Source organism: Dyella sp. LX-66 (genome assembly GCF_018599165.1).
GTDB lineage: Bacteria > Pseudomonadota > Gammaproteobacteria > Xanthomonadales > Rhodanobacteraceae > Dyella_D > Dyella_D marensis.
Genome location: NZ_JAHFVJ010000004.1, coordinates 319,756 through 336,276, shown reverse-complemented (window position 1 = coordinate 336,276; position 16,521 = coordinate 319,756). Strand labels below are relative to the sequence as shown.

Genomic DNA, 16,521 nt, shown 5'->3' with positions numbered 1-16,521 from the left:
GATTCAAGCCACCTGGCGCGCGGCGGCCGGCGGGCTGATCGGGTTGGGCAGATGGGTGTAGTCGGAGTCGCGGTCGGCGCGCTTGAACAAGCGCGTGCGCAGGTTGTTCTTGCTGGGCAGGGCCGCGCCTTCGAGCAGGCCTTGCAGCAGCGGCTGCGCGCCGTGGCGCTCCTGCCAGTGCTGCGCGATGGCGCCGATGCACGACCACAGCCGCTCTTCGAGTGCGCCGTCGCCGTCGGCCAGATGGAAGATCGCCTCGGCCAGGTTGTTGACCAGGGCGCAGTAGGCCACGCGCTTCCAGCCCAGCTCCTGGCCGTAATGCACGGACTGCCGCGCGCGTTCCGATAGGCCGGCCAGCGAGGCTTCCGGCCAGCGTTCGCGCACCAGCTTGGTGCCTTCCAGGTCGCGCACCCAGAGGCGCGCGGGCATGCCGCGGTCGAAGCCGATCACGGTGTTCTGCAGATGCGGTTCGAGCACGATGCCGTGTTTGAAGAAGGCCAGCCACACGCCGTCCAGCAGCAGGCCGGCATAGGCTTCGAACCAAGCGGTGGCCGCGCGCGCATAGCCGGCGGAAGAAGCGGACTGGCGCAGCATCGTCTTGCACACGCTGGCGCCGTGGCGGTCGGTGGCGAACAGGGCGCCGGCCACTTGCGGGTGGTAGCGCTCGCGCACCAGCGCGGCGGGGTTGTCGCGATAGAGGATGCCGAAGCTCTCGGCCAGTTCGCGGTGCGCTTCGGCGTCGCCGCCCAGCGCGCTGAAGTCCAGCGTGGTCGCCGCCGGTTCCAGCATCACGCCGAAGCCCGGCACGCGTTCGCTCACGTCGCGCCACACCGGTTCCAGCAGCGCGGTCATCGCCACCGCGCTTTCCAGTTCGTACCAGGCGTTCTTGCGCACGCAGTTGGTGAGGCGCACGTGGATCGACATCTTGAGGAAGTAGTCGAGCTCCGCGTGGTACATGGTGCGCACCGACGAGGTTGGCTGCAGCGGCATGCCCAGCGGACCCAGCGGTTCGATCAGGCCGCGTTCGCGCGCCTGCTGCAGCAGCGGATGGGCGAGCAGGCGCTCGGCTTCCCACGGGTGGCAGGGGTAGAGGTGTTCTGCACCGGCCACCTTGGCCAGCGTGGCGCGCGCATCGCGGCCCAGGGTGCGCAGCAGGCCCGGATCGATGCGGAACCAGTACAGCGGAACCTGCACCCGCGCTTCCGGCGAGCAGGCCAGCACCTGCGCCAGCGGCACGCCTTCGCGGCTCTTGGGCGTGGGATGCAGCGCATGGCCCCACAGCATGCCTTGCTCGGCGTCGATCAGCGCGTCGCCGCTGGGCGCCGCGCTTTCGGAGAGCTCCAGCAGATGGCGCGTGATCTCGATGCTGTTGTCGCATTGCGCCAGCAGTTCGGCATTGAAGCCGCATTCCGGCGCCAGGCGTTCCAGCAGGAAATGGATGGTGGCGTGCGCATCGGCGCAGCGCCAGCCTTCGCCTGCGGCCTTCAGATACGGCGCCGACGTATAGGTGCAGCGCCCGAGGCGGCTGCCATGGCCGAGCCGCACGCATAGTGCGTAGCCGGACTGCGCGAAGCCGATGCGCAGCAGCGGGCCTTCGCCGAGCGCGAGGCCGGCCGGGCGGTCGAGTCCGCGGTAATCGAGCTCGGCCTGGCCGCGCGGCAGCGCGAACTCGCGCAGATAGCAGTTGAGCCAGCAGGCGATCGCCTGCGCATCGGCCTGGGCCGCATACCACTGTTCACGCATCGCTTGCTGAAACATAGGTTTGCCTCGATGGAAGAAAGAGATAGATGCGCGCCGCGCAGAGCAGCGCGATGGCGCCCGCGGAGGCCGCGGCGATAAACGGCGTGACCAGGCCCCAGCGATGCACCAGTGCGCCGGCGGCCACGCCGCCCAGCGCGCCGGCCCATTTGCCGCAGGCGTCGAAGCGGCCGAACAGCCGTCCCGCGCCGCCTTGCCCGGCGTGCTGGCTGAGCGCGCGATTGAGTCCGCCGATGGCCAGCAGCATGCCGATGCCGTAGAGCACGCGCGCCGGTGCGAGCAGGCCCGGGTCGGCCAGCAGCGCATGGCCAAGACAGGCCAGCGAGAACAGGCCCAGCCCGATCAGCAGCGGCCGTTGCGGTGCGGAGCTGCGCGCGCGCAGCCAGGGCAGCAGCACCAGGTACACCAGGTGCGGCAGGCTGTAGTACAGGCCGGCGTGGCTGTCGCTGCCCACGCCCAGCGCTTCGCTGTAGGAAATGAAATAGGGGAAGGTGACGACCATGGCGAAGTAGAAGAAAAACTGCACGAGCAGCAGCGGCGCCAGTTCGCACAGATCGTCCGCGGCTTGCGGCTTGGCGTTGGCGGCGGAGCTTCTGGCCACCGGGTCGGCCGGCAGCAGCCAGGTGAGCAGCAGCGCGAGCAGCGGCAGCACGGCCAGGTAGCGGTACAGCGTCTGCGCCAGGCCCAGGCCCGTTGCCAGGCCGAGCAAGGCCGGCGCGGTGACCATCGCCAGGCGCGCGGAGAACTGCGTCCAGTCCAGCGCGCGCGTCAGCGACTGGCCTTGCGCCTGCGTCGCCAGATAGGCGTTGGCCGCCGCCAGCGAACCGCCGCAGGTGCCTTGCACGATCAAGGCGCATACGAACCAGGCCAGGTTCGGCGCGAAGCCCGCCATCAGGAAGCCCAGCACCAGGCCGGCCTGCGCGCGCATCAGCGAAAGCTTGCGGCCATAGCGGTCGGCCAGCCGTCCCCAGGCCGTGGCCGTCAGTGCCGTGCACACGGTGGGCAGCACGTAGAGCAGGCCGCTCAGCCAGTCGGGCGCGCCGGGCGCCAGGCCTTCGAGCACGCGCGGCATGAACACCGGCATGCCCAGCGCGGTGAACGCCGCCAGGTAGTGGGCGGCCAGCACGGAAGCGAGCGTGCGCATCAAGCCGCTCCGTCGGCGTGGCGTGCGCCTGCCGCCGTTTCGTCGGCCAGCATGAAGTTGGGGCCGCTGTCGCCGTAGAACTTGTTGATGTCGCTGGCCCCGGTGATGCGCTTGCTGAGCAGGCTGCCCGCGCTGAGCAGGTATTTCACCGGCAGCCAGGGCGATTGCAGCAGCCGTTCGGCCGGTTGCGTGTCGATGCCCTGGCGTTCCAGTTCGACCAGCGTGGCGCGCAGCGTGCGGCGCAGCACCGCGTACATCGGTTCGCGCCACGCCGCTTGCCATTCGGCCACGCCTTCGAGCACGGCCAGCAGATCCAGCTGCAGGATGATGGTGCAGAACATCCGCGCCAGGGCGGCATCGTCCTCGACCGGAATGCGCGGATCGCGCAGGGCGCCGAGCGATTCGATCCGCGGCAGGCGCGCGCGCAGGCGCGGCAGCAGGACGCGGGCGGAGTCGTTGTCCTTCATCAGCAGCCGCGGCGCCTGTTCCGGGGCATAGATCAGCACGGTGTTCTGCTGGTTGGCTTCCAGTGCCACGCCGTAGGCGAGCCACAGGCGCAGGTGCACGTCGCTGAGCAGCGACACGTACGACTGCCACCAGGCGAGCAGGTCGCCTTGGTGGAAGCGGTCGGCGAGATGCGCGGCGAATGGACGGCCATCGGGCATGGTGCTGCTCAGCGCGGCGGCAGGCACCAGGGTGGCGTCGGGCAGGGATGGGTAGCCGCGCACCAGGTAGGCGAGATGCCTGGCTTCGTCGACGTGGCCGCCGTGCGCTTCGTCCACGTGCACGTAGCGGTTGCGCAGCGCTGCGTCGTTTTCTTCGATGGCGGTGAGCGCCTGGGCGAACCAGTGGCCGTCGTACAGCGTCGACGGCTTGATCAGGCGCAGGTTGAGCGCGCCGAGGGTGCGCATCAGCAGGGGAAGTTTGATGTGGCAGCCGGGATGGTTCACCGGCATCACGGTGCGCACCGACAGCGTGGGCCGTACCGACAGCCAGGCGAGCGGTGCTCGATGCGTATCCGGCGGCAGCGGGAAAGCGTCACCCTCGTCCAGGCGCGGCCAGGTCAGCGGGTGCACGGGGAGCAGGGTATGCGTCGCGGCCAGCGTTTCATCCAGCCCTACATCGCGCATGCCGGGCCAGAATGCGGGTTGTGGTGTGGTGAGCTGCAGCGCATCGCGCGGCACCGCCAGCCAGCGCAACGCGAAGCTCGGATCGAACTCCGGCGCATAGGCGCGCATATCCGTTTCGCCGAAGCCGGACTTGGCGCGCGCGGTCGGATAGAACGGATGGTCGCGATAGCTCGCCACCTGGTCGCAGCGCAGGGCGCGTTCGTCCCAGGTGGGAGCATTCAGCGTGCCGGCGAGCGCGTCGGTGCGCGTTCGATAGGCCTGGCGCGACAGCGTGCGATGTTCGGCGGCGCAGCGGGCTTCAGCGGCGTAGTCGCGATGCAGCTGACAGGTTTCCTCGTCCAGCCCTTCCGCCAGCAGCGCCAGCCACGCATCCGCGCCATGCTCGTAGGCCAGGCCTTGCGGCGTCTCGCGCAGCCATCCGTCGCCGAGGGCGCGCAGGCTCTGCATGTAATCGCTGGCCTGCACAGGCAGCCACAGTACGCCGCCGGGCAGGTGGGCGATGCGCCACCAGCGTTCGGGGAAGCTCTGTTCAGGCCATACCTGCCGCGCTGCCGGCGCGGGCGCCGCTTCGCTGCCGCGGTGCACGATCCCGCGCAGGTCCTCGCGCAGGCAGCAGTCGATGATGCGCCAGGCGATATAGCTGTTGTCGCCGCGGTTCATGCGTCGGCTCCCTGCGCGATGCGCCACTGCAAGCTCGGCTCGGTCGCTTCCAGTGCCTGGCCGAGATCGTGCTCGGTCTCCGCCACGATGCTCAGCGTGCCCAGGTAGTCCTTGTTGGAACGGCTCAGGCGGATCTCGTCGCCCTGTTGCCGCAGCCGCCGGTACGCCACGTGCGCGCGCTCGTGCTGCTGCGCCCGGTCGTCGCTGATCTGCAGCAGCCGGCCTTCCTCGCTGGCCACGTAGTAGCGCACCAGCGCGTGCTGGCTGGCCGGTTGCAGCGGTACGAGCGGTTCGCCCAGGTGCAGGCGCAGGATGGTCTCGAACCAGCGCTCGCCATACATGCGGTCGAGCATGAACTCGCGGCCGTCGCCGATGCTGCGGTAGTTGATTTCGACCAGCACCGGGCCGCGTTCGGTAAGAATGAATTCGCTGTGGCAGACACCGAAGTCCACGCCGAAGGCCAGCACCTGGGCCAGCGCCTGCTGCCGCTGCTGCGTGCCGGCGGGGCCATTCCAGCGCGCTTCCAGTTCGATGAAATGCGGCGGCTCCGACAGCCTCACGTCGAAGCCGCCCACGGCCTGCGTGCGCCGCCGGTCGCTCAGCGTCTCCAGCGTGAACAGCGGACCGTGCAGGAATTCCTCCAGCAGCACCGCACGCCCCGGGTGGCGTTGCCAGAACGCCTGCAGGTAGTGCTGCAACTCGTCGGGGTTGGCGCACAGCTGCACGTCGAGGCTGGCCACGCCCTCGCGCGGCTTGGCGATCAGCGGCCACGGCGCATGCGCGGGGATGGCCTGGCCCGGCATCAGGCTTTCGAACCACGGTGCGGGCAGGCCGAGCGAACGCAGGCGCTCGCGCATGGCGGCCTTGTTCTTCGCGGCGTAGCACACGCGCCACGGTTTGCCCGGCAGGCCGAACGCTTCCGCCACCAGTGCGGTGGCGGTCTGCAGATGATCGCTGTTGGAGAACACCGCGGCCGGCCGGATGCCCGCGCCGTGCAGCACGTCGATCACGCTCAGCGGATTGAACACGTCGCATTCGATCAGCTGCTGCGGCGCGTGTTCCGGCGCGCGGCCGAAATATTCCAGGTGCTCCAGCCGGTGATCGGTCAGCACCACCACGGGCAGGCCCAGGCGATGCGCGGCGGGAAGGAAACCATCGGTGACCGCCGCGTGGCATACGTGGGTCAGGATCACCAGGGGCGACAGGTTGTCGGTCATGAAGATATCCGTGTGAGAGGTCTGCGCGTGGCGACTCCGCGGATGCCGGTCATGGCCGGGGCGCGAGAACGCGCGCAAGCCATCCACACGGCATCCTCGGCGGTCGGCCGAAGCGCTCGTTTCGACTGTGATGGCTGGGCCGGGCGGAACGCCCGGCTGGCTCGGTAGTGCTGCGGTCCGCTACCGGTAGGGCCGCGAATGCGCTGGTGCGTTCGCGGCGTGTTCTGGTTCGGCGCATCCCCGTGCTTGCATCGGCGCAGGAAGTTGCCCGGGTCCTGCTCCAATACGGCCGGTCAATGTTGCATGGCGGCAGGTAAGTTTGGTGTCAACGCGCGGTTGCAGATGCAAGACACGTTGCCACGGCGTGCGCTGCATCACGCTGCATCAGAAGCTCAGTTCCACGCCTGCCGTCACCGTGCGTCCCGGCGCCGGCTGGCGGCCCCAGGGGCTGGTGTCGATGCCGCGGTACCAGTAGCGGCGGTCGAACATGTTGTTCACCGCCAGCGTGCCCTTGAGCGTGCTGCTGCCGGCGCGCATCAGCGTCTGCGTGAGCTGCATGTTCCACACCCAGTACGACGGCAGTTCGCCGACGGAGGCGATGGCGTTCTCGCGCACCGTGTTCGCCGCGTCGCTGTAGGCGCGGCTGAAGTAGTAGCTGGTGAGCGCGACGACGGTGTCGCCCGCGCCGTAGCTGGCGCCCAGGTTCAACTGGTTGCGCGAGGTATACGGCACGCGCCGGCCGGCGTACTGGCCCGATTCCTGGCTGGCGTCGAGATAGGCATAGCCGGCGCTGAGCTTGAGCGCGCGCAGGCTGGGCGGGCTCCATTCCAGTTCCAGTTCCGCGCCCTGGTGGCGGGTCTTGCCCAGGTTGGCGTAGGTGCGCGTGGTGTTGTCGAGCTGGATTTGCTTGTCGAAGTCGATGCGGTACACGTCGAGGTTGATGCTGGTGCCTTCGGCCGGCGTATAGCGCGCGCCGGCTTCGTAGTTCCAGGCCAGCTCGGAGTCGAGATTGTCGCCGTAGATGATCTGCGTCACCTGCGGCGCGCGCAGCGAGCGCTGTGCATCGGCATAAACATACCACTGCGAGCTGGCCTTGTAGCCGACGGTGAGGCCGGGCAGGGCATTGCGCACGTTGTTCTCGGTGGTGCTGCCGTTGGCGCGGTTGAGGTAAGTGGAATTGAGATGCTCGTAGCGCAGGCCCGGCGTGATGGTCAGGCGGTCGTTGAACAGGCCGACGGCATCGCTGACGTAGGCGGACCAGGCGCGGTCCTTGAATTGCCAGTTGCGCACCAGGGTGTAGACACCGTTATCCAGGCCGGTATTGCCGACGAGGAAGTCGATGTCCTCGTGCACCGCGCGCACGCCGGCCGTCCACTGCTGCGTGACATTGCCGGAGTCGACATGCAAGGCAATGCGCGGCTCGGTGCCATAGACCTTGAAGCCGCGCGGCGCGCTCTGCAGCAACTGCGGCGCCAGGTCGGGGCGCCAGGTCTCGCTGGCGAGGCGGCGCATGCCCACGATGAAGTTGCGCGTGCTGTTGGCGCTGAAGTTGCTCCAGGTGAACTGCGACTGGTCGAACGGACCCCAGGCGCCGAGGCCCTGCTGGTAAGTCAGCGACGCGCGCGTGGTGCGGCCGGTGAAGCGGTCCAGCGGGCGGGTGGCCTGGCGCGGGTTCTCCTCGTCATCGGCGACCGACAGCGCGCCGGCCATATCCATGTTCGCCACGTAGCGCTGCACGTCGGCCTTCAGCAGCTTGTCGTCGGCCAGCCACCATTCGGTGCGCAGGCGCACGTTCTTCACGTCGGTGCCGCTGTGCTCGCGCCAGTACTGGCCCTTGTTCCAGTCGGCATCCAGCTGCAGGCCGAAGTCGGGCGTGAGGTAGCCGCCGGTGCTCACCGTGGTGTCGCGCAGGTAACGGCCCGCGCCGCCGGCGGTGATCTTCTCGCCCAGCGTCGTGGTCCAGCGCTCGGGGATCGGCTTGCTGACCAGGTTGATCACGCCGCCCACATTGTTGGGGCCGTACTGCACCGCCGCGCCGCCGCGCACGATGTCGATGCGGTCGACCTGGTTCATGGTCACCGGGAACAGCGACAGGCTGGTCTGGCCATACGGCGCCAGCGACAGCGGCATGCCGTCCTCCAGCACCTGCACGCGGCCGCTGCGGCTTTCGTACAGGCCGCGCAGCATGATCTGCGGCAGCACGCCGGTGCCGGTCTCGTCGAAGATCTTGATGCCCGGCACCTGCTGCAGGGCGTCGTCCAGCGAGCGGTTGGCGCCGGTGGCCAGTTCCTCGCTGCCGATCACCTTGCGGCTGCCGGCATAGGTGCGCAGGTTCTCCTTCGACGACTGGCCCAGCACATTGCCCTGCACCTGCACGGTTTCGAGGTCGCGCGGCTTGTTCGGCGCGGTGGTGTCATCGGCATGCGCGGTGGCGGCGCGCAGCGCGCAGGCGATGGCGAGGCCGAGGAGATGCAGGCGGGGAAGACCGGTCACGTAGCGATTCCAATGCAGGGAGTGAGGGATCAGGGGTCGCGCAGGGCGCTGGCGCGCTCGCGCAGGGCGGCGAGCAGCAGGCCGCGGTCTTCGCCGGCGAGCATCCAGCGCACCTCGCGGGCGGCCCAGTGGCGCAACTGTTCGTCGTTGCGCGGGTTGGGGCAGAAGGGCAGGCCGGCTTCGTCGCAGCACTCGGCGATGCGCAGCAGGCGTTGCCACACGTCGGCGTGCAGCGGCTGCGGTCCAAGGCCCAGGTCGAGCGCGAGATCCAGCGCGCCTTCCATCACCAGCGAGATGCCGGGCACGGCAAGAATCTGCGGCAGCGCGCGCACGCCGGCGTCGGTTTCGATCATCGGCACCACGAGGATGTCGCGGTTGGCCTGTTCGATGTAATCGGGCAGCGGCGTCTTGCCGAAACCGGTGACGCGGCCGCCGGTGATGCCGCGCCGGCCCAGCGGCGGGAAGCGCGCGGCGGCGACGGCGCGTTCGGCCTGTTCGACGGTCTCAAGACGCGAAATCACCACACCTTTGGCGCCGGCATCGAGCACACGGCCGATCAGCTTCTCGTCCACCTCCGGTACGCGCACCCACGGTGCGCAACCGCCCAGTTCGCAGGCGCGGATGGCGTGCTGCAACTCGTCGGGGGAGACCAGCACGTGTTCCAGGTCGAGCAGGACGAAGTCGTAGCCGGCATGGCCCAGCATTTCGCACAGCAAGGGGCTGGGTACGGATTGCAGAAGTCCGATCGAGCGCGGCATGCGAACCCAGGTCCGGTGGGAAGGTGCGCAAGCATAGGTTTAATGAGAATGATTATCAACAAACGGCAGCCGGAAAGCGTTGCCGATCCGCCGGATCCAGCCTGGCGAAGGCTTGCCGCGCCTCGGTTGCCAAGCATTAGACCGGACGACTAGCATGCTGAGGCTGACATGGCAGGCGACCCCCGATGAATGCTTCGCAGGAGTTCCCACAACTCTTTGCGGCGGTCCAGCAACTCCGCGCGCGCAGCACGCCCGAGCCGGCCGCACTGGCCACCATTGTCCGCACCAGCGGTTCCACTTTCCGCCGGCCCGGCGCCCGCATGCTGGTGCATGCCGACGGCGAAGTGACCTGCGCGCTCGCCGGCGGCTGCCCCCAGCGCGACATCGTGCTGCGCGCCCAGCGCGCCATGGCCGAGCGCACGCCCGCGCTGGTGCCGTACAACCGCGAATCCAATCTGGACGTGCTGATGGAAGTCGGCTGCGGCGGCGAGCTGGACGTGCTGATCGAACCGCTGGTGCAGCCGGACGATTTCCAGTTCTTCGACGTGCTGGCCCGGTTGCACGACGAACGCGCGCCGGCCAGCGTCGCCACCGTGTTCTCGCGCGACGGCGCGGTGCAGACGCCGCGCCCGTGGCGGCTGATCCGCCATGCCGCCGGGCATTGGACCGATATCCCCGCGCCGCAGCTGGCCCGGCGCATCCATGCGCTGGCCGATGGCCTGCCGGCCCACGGCGGCGCGGTGCTAGAACGCGCCGAGCTGGACGGCGCCCAGATGGACGTGCTGCTGGAAGCCTGGCGGCCCAAGCCCGCGCTGGTGGTGGTCGGCTACAGCGAATGCGCGCTGGCGTTGTCACGCCTTGCGCATGGCCTGGGTTGGCAGACCACGCTGGTCGAGCATGTCGCCGCGGTGCGCGGTCCACTGGAAGGTGTCGGCGTGCAGCTCCATGCCGCGCCCGAAGCCTTGCCGGAACGGTTGCCGTTCGATCGCCAGACCGCGGTGGTGGTGATGACGCATCACTACGAACGCGACCTGGCCTACGTCCAGGCCCTGGCCCAAGTGCCGCTGGCCTATCTCGGCGTGATCGGCTCGCGCGAACGCGCTGCCCGCATCCACCGTGCCGTATCCGCTTCCGCCACGGCCATCCATGCCCCGGCGGGCCTCGATATCGGTTCGGAAACCGCGCAGGAAATCGCACTCTCCGTCGCCGCCGAAATCATGGCCGCGATGCGCGCGCGTTCCGGCGCGCGGCTCAGCCGCACCGACGGGCCGATTCATTCATGACCGGCACGCGCGCCCTCGGCATCGTCCTGCTCGCCGCCGGCGGCGCGGTGCGCTACGGCTCGGCCAAGCAATTGCTGCCGATCGACGGCGAACCGCTGGTGCGCCGCATGGCGCGCGCGGCGCTGCAGGTATCGCCGCGGGTGGCGGTGGTGATCGGCGCCTATAAAGACGACGTCGAAGCCGCGCTGGATGGCCTGCTGCTCGATGCGGCCTTCCACGCCGGCTGGCCCTCCGGCATGGGCGGCTCGCTGGCTTTCGGCCTGAGGCGCCTGCGCGAACACCATCCGGAACTGGCCGCCGTGATGGTGTGCCTGTGCGACCAGCCGGCACTTGGCGCAATGCAGCTTCAGGCGCTGGCGAACGCAGCCAGCGCCGACCGCATTGTCGCCGCGGACTACGGCGACGGCGTGCTCGGCGTGCCCTGCCTGTTCCCTGCACGCTTCTTCCACGAACTGGAACTGCTGCACGGCCCGGAAGGCGCGCGCAGCCTGCTGATGGCTTATGCGGACCAGGTGCAGGCCCTGCCCATGCCCGAGGCCCGCATCGACATCGACACGCCGGACGACTACGAACGTTGGCGCACGGGCAGCGGATAGCCCCATCGAAATCGCATCCCCGACATCGCCCATGCACAGACGCGGAGGCAACATGATCGTCCTGAATATCAACGGTGAATCCCGCTCGGTCGACGTCCCGGACGACATGCCCCTGTTATGGGTGCTGCGCGACGTGATCGGCCTGACCGGCACCAAGTTCGGCTGCGGCATCGCCCAGTGCGGCGCCTGCACGGTGCACCTGGATGGCGCGGCGGTGCGCTCCTGCGTGCTGCCGGTATCGGCGGTGGGCAGCAAGGCCGTCACCACCATCGAAGGCGTCGGCGCCAGCGCGGTCGGCAAGAAGGTGCAGCAGGCCTGGCTGGATATCGAAGTAGTGCAATGCGGCTACTGCCAGTCGGGCCAGATCATGTCCGCCACCGCACTGCTGGCAGCGACGCCGGAACCGAGCGACGCGGAGATCGACGTGGCCATGTCCGGCAATATCTGCCGCTGCGGCACCTATGTGCGCATCCGCGAAGCGATCAAGCAGGTGGCGACCGGCCAGAAGGTCGCGCCGCAGACCATTCCCAACGTAGCGCCAAACGCCAGCCCCGCTGCGGCGACCGCCGCGCTGCTTTCCTTCGTTCGCGTGGAGGACGTGGCATGAACGCGCGCTTCGGCAAACCCCTGGGCGAAGGCCAGCCCGATCATCCCTCGCGCCGCGAAGCGCTGAAGCTGGGCGGACTCGTGGTCGCCTTCCTGTGGCTGGGCGGCGGCGCCAAGGTGCTGGGCCGCGCGGTGGCGCAGGGGCCGGTGGCGGCGGGCGATCCCGCATTCGCGCCGAACGCTTTCATCCGCGTCGGCGCCGATGGCTCGGTACACCTTGTGATGCCCAGCATCGAAATGGGGCAGGGCGCGTACACCGGCCAGGCCACCTTGCTGGCCGAAGAGATGGACCTGGGGCTGGACCAGATCGTGGTCGAGCACGCGCCGGCCAACCGCAAGCTCTACGCCAACCCCTTGCTCGGCGAACAGGCCACCGGCGGTTCCACCACCATCCGCTTCTGCTGGACCACGATGCGCCAGGCCGGCGCGGCAGCGCGCACCCTGCTGGTCAACGCGGCGGCGGCCAAGTGGAAAGTGGACCCCGCGCAATGCACGGTGGCGCGTGGCGTGATCCGCCACGAGGCGAGCGGACGCACCGTGGGCTACGGCGAAGTGGCCACTGCCGCCGCGCAACTGCCGATGCCGGAAAAGGTGCAGGAAAAAGATGCCTCCGCCTTCGCCCTGATCGGCAAGCCGCTGCGCCGCGTCGACACCGCCGGCAAGGTCGACGGCTCGCTGCAGTTCAGCATCGACCTGCGCGTGCCGGACATGAAGATCGCCACGGTCAAGGCCTGTCCCACCTTCGGCGGCAAGCTGGTCGCGGTGGACGACAGCCGCGCGCGCCAGGTACCCGGTTTCGTGGCCGTGCTGAAGATCGCCGATGCGGTGGCCGTGGTGGGCGAGCACTTCTGGGCCGCGAAGCAGGCGATGGAAGCGCTGGACATCACCTGGGACCACGGCCCCAACGCGCATTACTCCACCGAGCAGCTGTTCAAGGACCTGGCCGAGGCGTCGAAGAACGGCACGCCGATTCCCGGCAAGACGGTCGGCAACGTCGACGGCGTCAAAGGCAAGGCGCTGGAAGCCACCTACCAATTGCCCTTGCTCGCGCACGCCACCATGGAGCCGCAGAACGCCATCGTGCACGTGCGCCCCGACGGTTGCGATATCTGGACCGGCACCCAGGTGCCGGCGCGCTGCGTCGATGTCGCGGCCAAGCTCACCGGCCTGAAACCCGAGACCATCGTGGTGCACAACCAGTACATGGGCGGCGGCTTCGGGCGGCGCCTGTTCGAGGACCCGGTCGAGCAGGCCGTCGCCTTCGCACGCCAGGTGAGCTATCCGCTGAAAGTGGTGTGGACGCGCGAGGAGGACATCGCGCACGACCGCTTCCGCCCGGCTTACTACGACCGCATTGCCGCCACTCTCGGCGACGACGGTAAGCCGCTGGCGTGGACGCACCGCATCACCAGCGGCTCGGTGCTCGCCACTTTCGCGCCGGGGGCGATGGCCAAGAACGGCATGGACGCGGACGCGATCGAATGCGCCGCCGACCTGCCGTACGAATTCCCCAACGTCAAAGTGGAATGGGTGCGCCACGATCCGCCGGACGGCCTGCACCTGGGCTGGTGGCGCGGCGTCGGTCCCGTGCACAACGTATTCGTGATCGAGAGCTTTATCGACGAGCTCGCGCATGCCGCGAACAAAGACCCGCTGGCCTATCGCCGCGACCTGCTGCAGAAGAACCCGCGCGCCCTGGCGGTGCTGAACCTGGCCGCCGAAAAGGCGGGCTGGGGCAAGGGCAGCCTGCCGGCGCGCGTCGGGCGCGGCGTGGCGGTGGCGGCGCCGTTCGGCAGTTACCTGTGCGTGATCGTCGAGGCGGAGGTGTCGCCGCAGGGCGAGGTGAAACTGCGCCGTGCGGTGGCCGCGGTCGACTGCGGCGTCGCGGTGAATCCCAATACGGTGGTGGCGCAGGTCCAGGGCGGCCTGATCTTCGGCTGGACCGCCGCGCTGTACAACGGCATCACGCTGAAGAACGGCGCCGTGCAGCAGCACAACTTCAACGACTACCGCATGATGCGCATCAACGAGACGCCCGCGCTCGAAGTGCATCTGGTCGACAGCAAGGAAACGCCCGGCGGCATCGGCGAGACCGGCACGGTAATGGCCTTCCCCGCGCTGTTCAATGCGGTGTTCGCCGCCACCGGCGTGCGGCTGCGCAGCTATCCCATCGACCGCGCCGCGCTGGTGCAGGGCGCCGATGCCCTCAAGGCGGTGGTCACTGAAGCGTCCGATCGCACTCACGCGCAGGAGGGCAGCGTATGAAACTCGTGCGCGCTGTATTGGCGCTGGTCGCCATTTTTATCGTTGCCGCGGTGGCCTTCACCGCCTACGCCTGGTTCACCGTGCGCGACGGCAAGGAAACCGGCGCACCGCAACCGGCGGTTGCCGGTGCGCCGGCCAGCATCACCGACCCGGTCGCGCGCGGCGAATACCTCACCCGCGCGGCCGATTGCGCGGCCTGCCACACCGTGCCCGGCGGCCAGCCGTTCACCGGCGGCCTGGCCTTCAAGATGCCGTTCGGCACGATCTACTCGACCAATATCACCGCCGACAAGGAAACCGGCATCGGCGACTGGAGCGACGACGAGTTCGTGCGCGCGCTGCATGCCGGCGTGCGCAAGGATGGCCAGCCGCTGTATCCGGCCTTCCCGTACACCTCGTATACGGCGCTCAGCCGCGACGACGTGCTCGCGATCAAGGCTTATCTGTTCAGCCTGCCGCCGAAGCATGCGCCGGCCCAGCCGAACGAGCTGTCGTTTCCGTTCAACCAGCGCTGGGGCTTGAGCGTGTGGAACGCGCTGTTCCTGAAGAAGGAGCGCTTCCAGCCGGCGCAGGGCAAGTCCGAAGCATGGAACCGCGGCGCCTACCTGGCCACGGCGCTGGGACATTGCGAGGAGTGCCATACGCCGCGCAATGCCATGTATGCGCTGAAGAGCAGCCGGGCGCTGTCCGGCGAAGTGCTGCAGGGCTGGAAGGCCTACAACATCACGCCCGACAAGACCTACGGCATCGGCAACTGGAGCGAGCAGCAGCTGGCCGAATACCTGTCCAAGGGCCATGCCAGCGGCCGCGGCACCGCTTCCGGCCCGATGGGCGAAGTGGTGCAGAACAGCTTGCAGTACCTAAGCCAGGAAGACATCGCCGCGCTGGTCACCTATCTGCGCGAGGCGAAGCCGCAACAGGGCGGTGCGGGCACCGAGGTGAACGAGCATCCGGCCCTGGCCCTGGCATCGACGGCCAATGGCCCGGGTGCGGAAGAGCTGGCACAAGGCGGCCTGGGGCAGCATCTGTTCCAGGGCGCCTGCGCCGGTTGCCATGCGTGGAACGGGCAGGGGCGGCAGGTCGAGGCGGCGGCGCTGCTGGGGACGCAGGCGGCCAACGATCCGGAGGCGCACAACCTCACCCAGGTGATCCTGCAGGGCTCGACCTTGCGCACCGTGCATGGGGAGACTTCGATGCCGTCCTTCGGCCAGGCCTATACCGATGCGGAGGTGGCCGCGCTCGGCAACTTCGTGCTGGTGCACTTCGGCGGGAAGCAGGCGACGCTGACGGCGGACGAGGTGGCAAAGCGTCGCACGCCGTAGGTTGGGGTGAGCCAAAGGCGAACCCCAACACGAACCCCAGCGCCACGATGGCCACACGCGTTGCGTTGGGGTTCGCCTCTCGGCTCACCCCAACCTACGCTGGCGCATCCGGCATGGTGCGGGACACAAAACGCTTGGTGTAGCAGCCTTCCAGCGCCCATACTTCAACCTGTGCATCAGCCACCGCCGAAGCCTGCGGCTCGCGCGTCCAGACGGGATGATTGTTAATTGAACGTGATGCCTTCCACGCGCCACCCGCAAGGGAAAACGCACGCGCTTTTGCGAAGCGCGGGAGCGGCGTCATGAACGTGCTGTCCGATCGCTATGGCCGCCACTTTCCCTATCTGCGCCTGTCGATCATCCCCGCCTGCAATTTCCGCTGCACCTACTGCCTGCCCAACGGCTACCACGCCGACCCCGCGGCCACCGCACCGCTGACCTTGCCGGAAATCGCGCGCCTGCTGCGCGGCTTCGCCGCGGTCGGCATGCACAAGCTGCGCATCACCGGCGGCGAGCCTTCGGTGCGGCACGACCTGACCGAGGTGCTGCGCACCGCCGCCGCCATTCCCGGCGTGCGCAAGCTGGCGATGACCACCAATGGCACCTTGCTGTCGCGCCGGCTGGGCGAATGGATGGATGCGGGGCTCAACGCCATCAATGTGAGCGTGGACAGCCTCGACCGCGCCAGCTTCGCGCGCATCACCGGCCACGACCGCCTGGACGACATCCTCGCCGGCATCGACCAGGCCGTAGCCGCCGGGCTGCCGTCGGTGAAGCTCAACGCCGTGCTGCTGCGCGACGTCAACGACCATGAGCTGCCTGCGTGGCTCGACTACCTGCGCGACCGCCCGGTGGGCCTGCGCTTTATCGAATTGATGCAGACCGGCGATACGCTGGCCTTCTTCCGCGAACGCCACGTGCGCGCCGAAACGCTGGAAACGCAACTGCAGGACGCCGGCTGGGAACTGCTGCCGCGCGCCGCCGACGCCGGCCCCGCGCGCGAATACCGCCACGCCGGTTACGCCGGCCGCATCGGCATCATCGCGCCGTACTCCAAGGACTTCTGCGCCGGTTGCAACCGGCTGCGCGTCACCGCCACCGGCGACCTGCGCCTGTGCCTGTTCGGCGAATTCGGCATTCCGCTGCGCCCGCTGCTGCAGCAGGACGACCAGCTCGAAGCGCTGGTGCGCGCGATCGGCGGTCAGCTGGTGCGCAAGGAAGAGACGCACCATCTGCACGAAGGCCGCACCGGCATCACACCTCATCTGGCATCCACCGGAGGCTGATTC

11 protein-coding genes and 1 pseudogene are annotated in these 16,521 nt (G+C 68.8%); 6 read left to right on the top strand and 6 right to left on the bottom strand.

Translation table 11 applies throughout. From position 1 onward, the window contains the following. Nucleotides 1-3 precede the first annotated feature (3 nt). The 6 genes from KK141_RS10275 to KK141_RS10250 form a co-directional block, all read right to left on the bottom strand. Nucleotides 4-1,758 carry an IucA/IucC family protein gene (locus KK141_RS10275; RefSeq protein ID WP_214570491.1) on the bottom strand — a complete coding sequence of 585 codons (1,755 nt, stop codon included), beginning with the start codon at nt 1,756-1,758 and terminating at the stop codon, nt 4-6. Then, nucleotides 1,736-2,902 (bottom strand): MFS transporter, encoded by a 1,167-nt coding sequence (locus tag KK141_RS10270; RefSeq protein ID WP_214570492.1) that lies wholly within the window; start codon nt 2,900-2,902, stop codon nt 1,736-1,738. The genes KK141_RS10275 and KK141_RS10270 overlap by 23 nt, the downstream gene beginning before the upstream one ends. Then, nucleotides 2,902-4,692, bottom strand: a complete 1,791-nt coding sequence (locus KK141_RS10265; RefSeq protein WP_214570493.1) for an IucA/IucC family siderophore biosynthesis protein — start codon at nt 4,690-4,692, stop codon at nt 2,902-2,904. The genes KK141_RS10270 and KK141_RS10265 overlap by 1 nt, the downstream gene beginning before the upstream one ends. Then, entirely contained in the window at nt 4,689-5,909 is a 1,221-nt protein-coding gene (locus KK141_RS10260) for a siderophore biosynthesis protein PvsA (RefSeq protein ID WP_214570494.1), read from the bottom strand. The genes KK141_RS10265 and KK141_RS10260 overlap by 4 nt, the downstream gene beginning before the upstream one ends. A 384-nt stretch (nt 5,910-6,293) precedes the next feature. After that, nucleotides 6,294-8,351 carry a TonB-dependent siderophore receptor gene (locus KK141_RS10255; RefSeq protein ID WP_250901694.1) on the bottom strand — a complete coding sequence of 686 codons (2,058 nt, stop codon included), beginning with the start codon at nt 8,349-8,351 and terminating at the stop codon, nt 6,294-6,296. An 80-nt stretch (nt 8,352-8,431) separates the two neighbouring features. Then, nucleotides 8,432-9,160, bottom strand: a complete 729-nt coding sequence (locus KK141_RS10250; RefSeq protein ID WP_214570495.1) for an aldolase/citrate lyase family protein — start codon at nt 9,158-9,160, stop codon at nt 8,432-8,434. A gap of 185 nt (nt 9,161-9,345) precedes the next feature. Here KK141_RS10250 and KK141_RS10245 point away from each other — a divergent pair, with 185 nt between their 5' ends. The 6 genes and pseudogenes from KK141_RS10245 (at nt 9,346) to moaA (ending at nt 16,518) form a co-directional block, all read left to right on the top strand. Next, nucleotides 9,346-10,443 (top strand): XdhC/CoxI family protein, encoded by a 1,098-nt coding sequence (locus tag KK141_RS10245; protein WP_214570496.1) that lies wholly within the window; start codon nt 9,346-9,348, stop codon nt 10,441-10,443. Next, complete coding sequence (locus KK141_RS10240) at nt 10,440-11,039, top strand: nucleotidyltransferase family protein (RefSeq protein ID WP_214570497.1); 600 nt, start codon at nt 10,440-10,442, stop codon at nt 11,037-11,039. The genes KK141_RS10245 and KK141_RS10240 overlap by 4 nt, the downstream gene beginning before the upstream one ends. A 52-nt stretch (nt 11,040-11,091) precedes the next feature. After that, nucleotides 11,092-11,535: pseudogene (locus KK141_RS10235) on the top strand ((2Fe-2S)-binding protein); the annotation flags it as partial. 107 nt (nt 11,536-11,642) lie between these two features. Further along, nucleotides 11,643-13,910: a xanthine dehydrogenase family protein molybdopterin-binding subunit gene (locus KK141_RS10230; RefSeq protein ID WP_214570499.1), complete on the top strand. Its 2,268-nt coding sequence runs from the start codon at nt 11,643-11,645 to the stop codon at nt 13,908-13,910. Then, entirely contained in the window at nt 13,907-15,232 is a 1,326-nt protein-coding gene (locus KK141_RS10225) for a cytochrome c (protein ID WP_214570500.1), read from the top strand. Before KK141_RS10230 ends, KK141_RS10225 begins: the two co-directional genes overlap by 4 nt. Nucleotides 15,233-15,534: 302 nt before the next feature. Beyond that, the gene (gene moaA / locus KK141_RS10220; RefSeq protein WP_214570502.1) at nt 15,535-16,518 is read left to right on the top strand and encodes a GTP 3',8-cyclase MoaA; all 984 of its coding nucleotides are present in this window, start codon (nt 15,535-15,537) and stop codon (nt 16,516-16,518) included. Nucleotides 16,519-16,521: the final 3 nt, after the last annotated feature.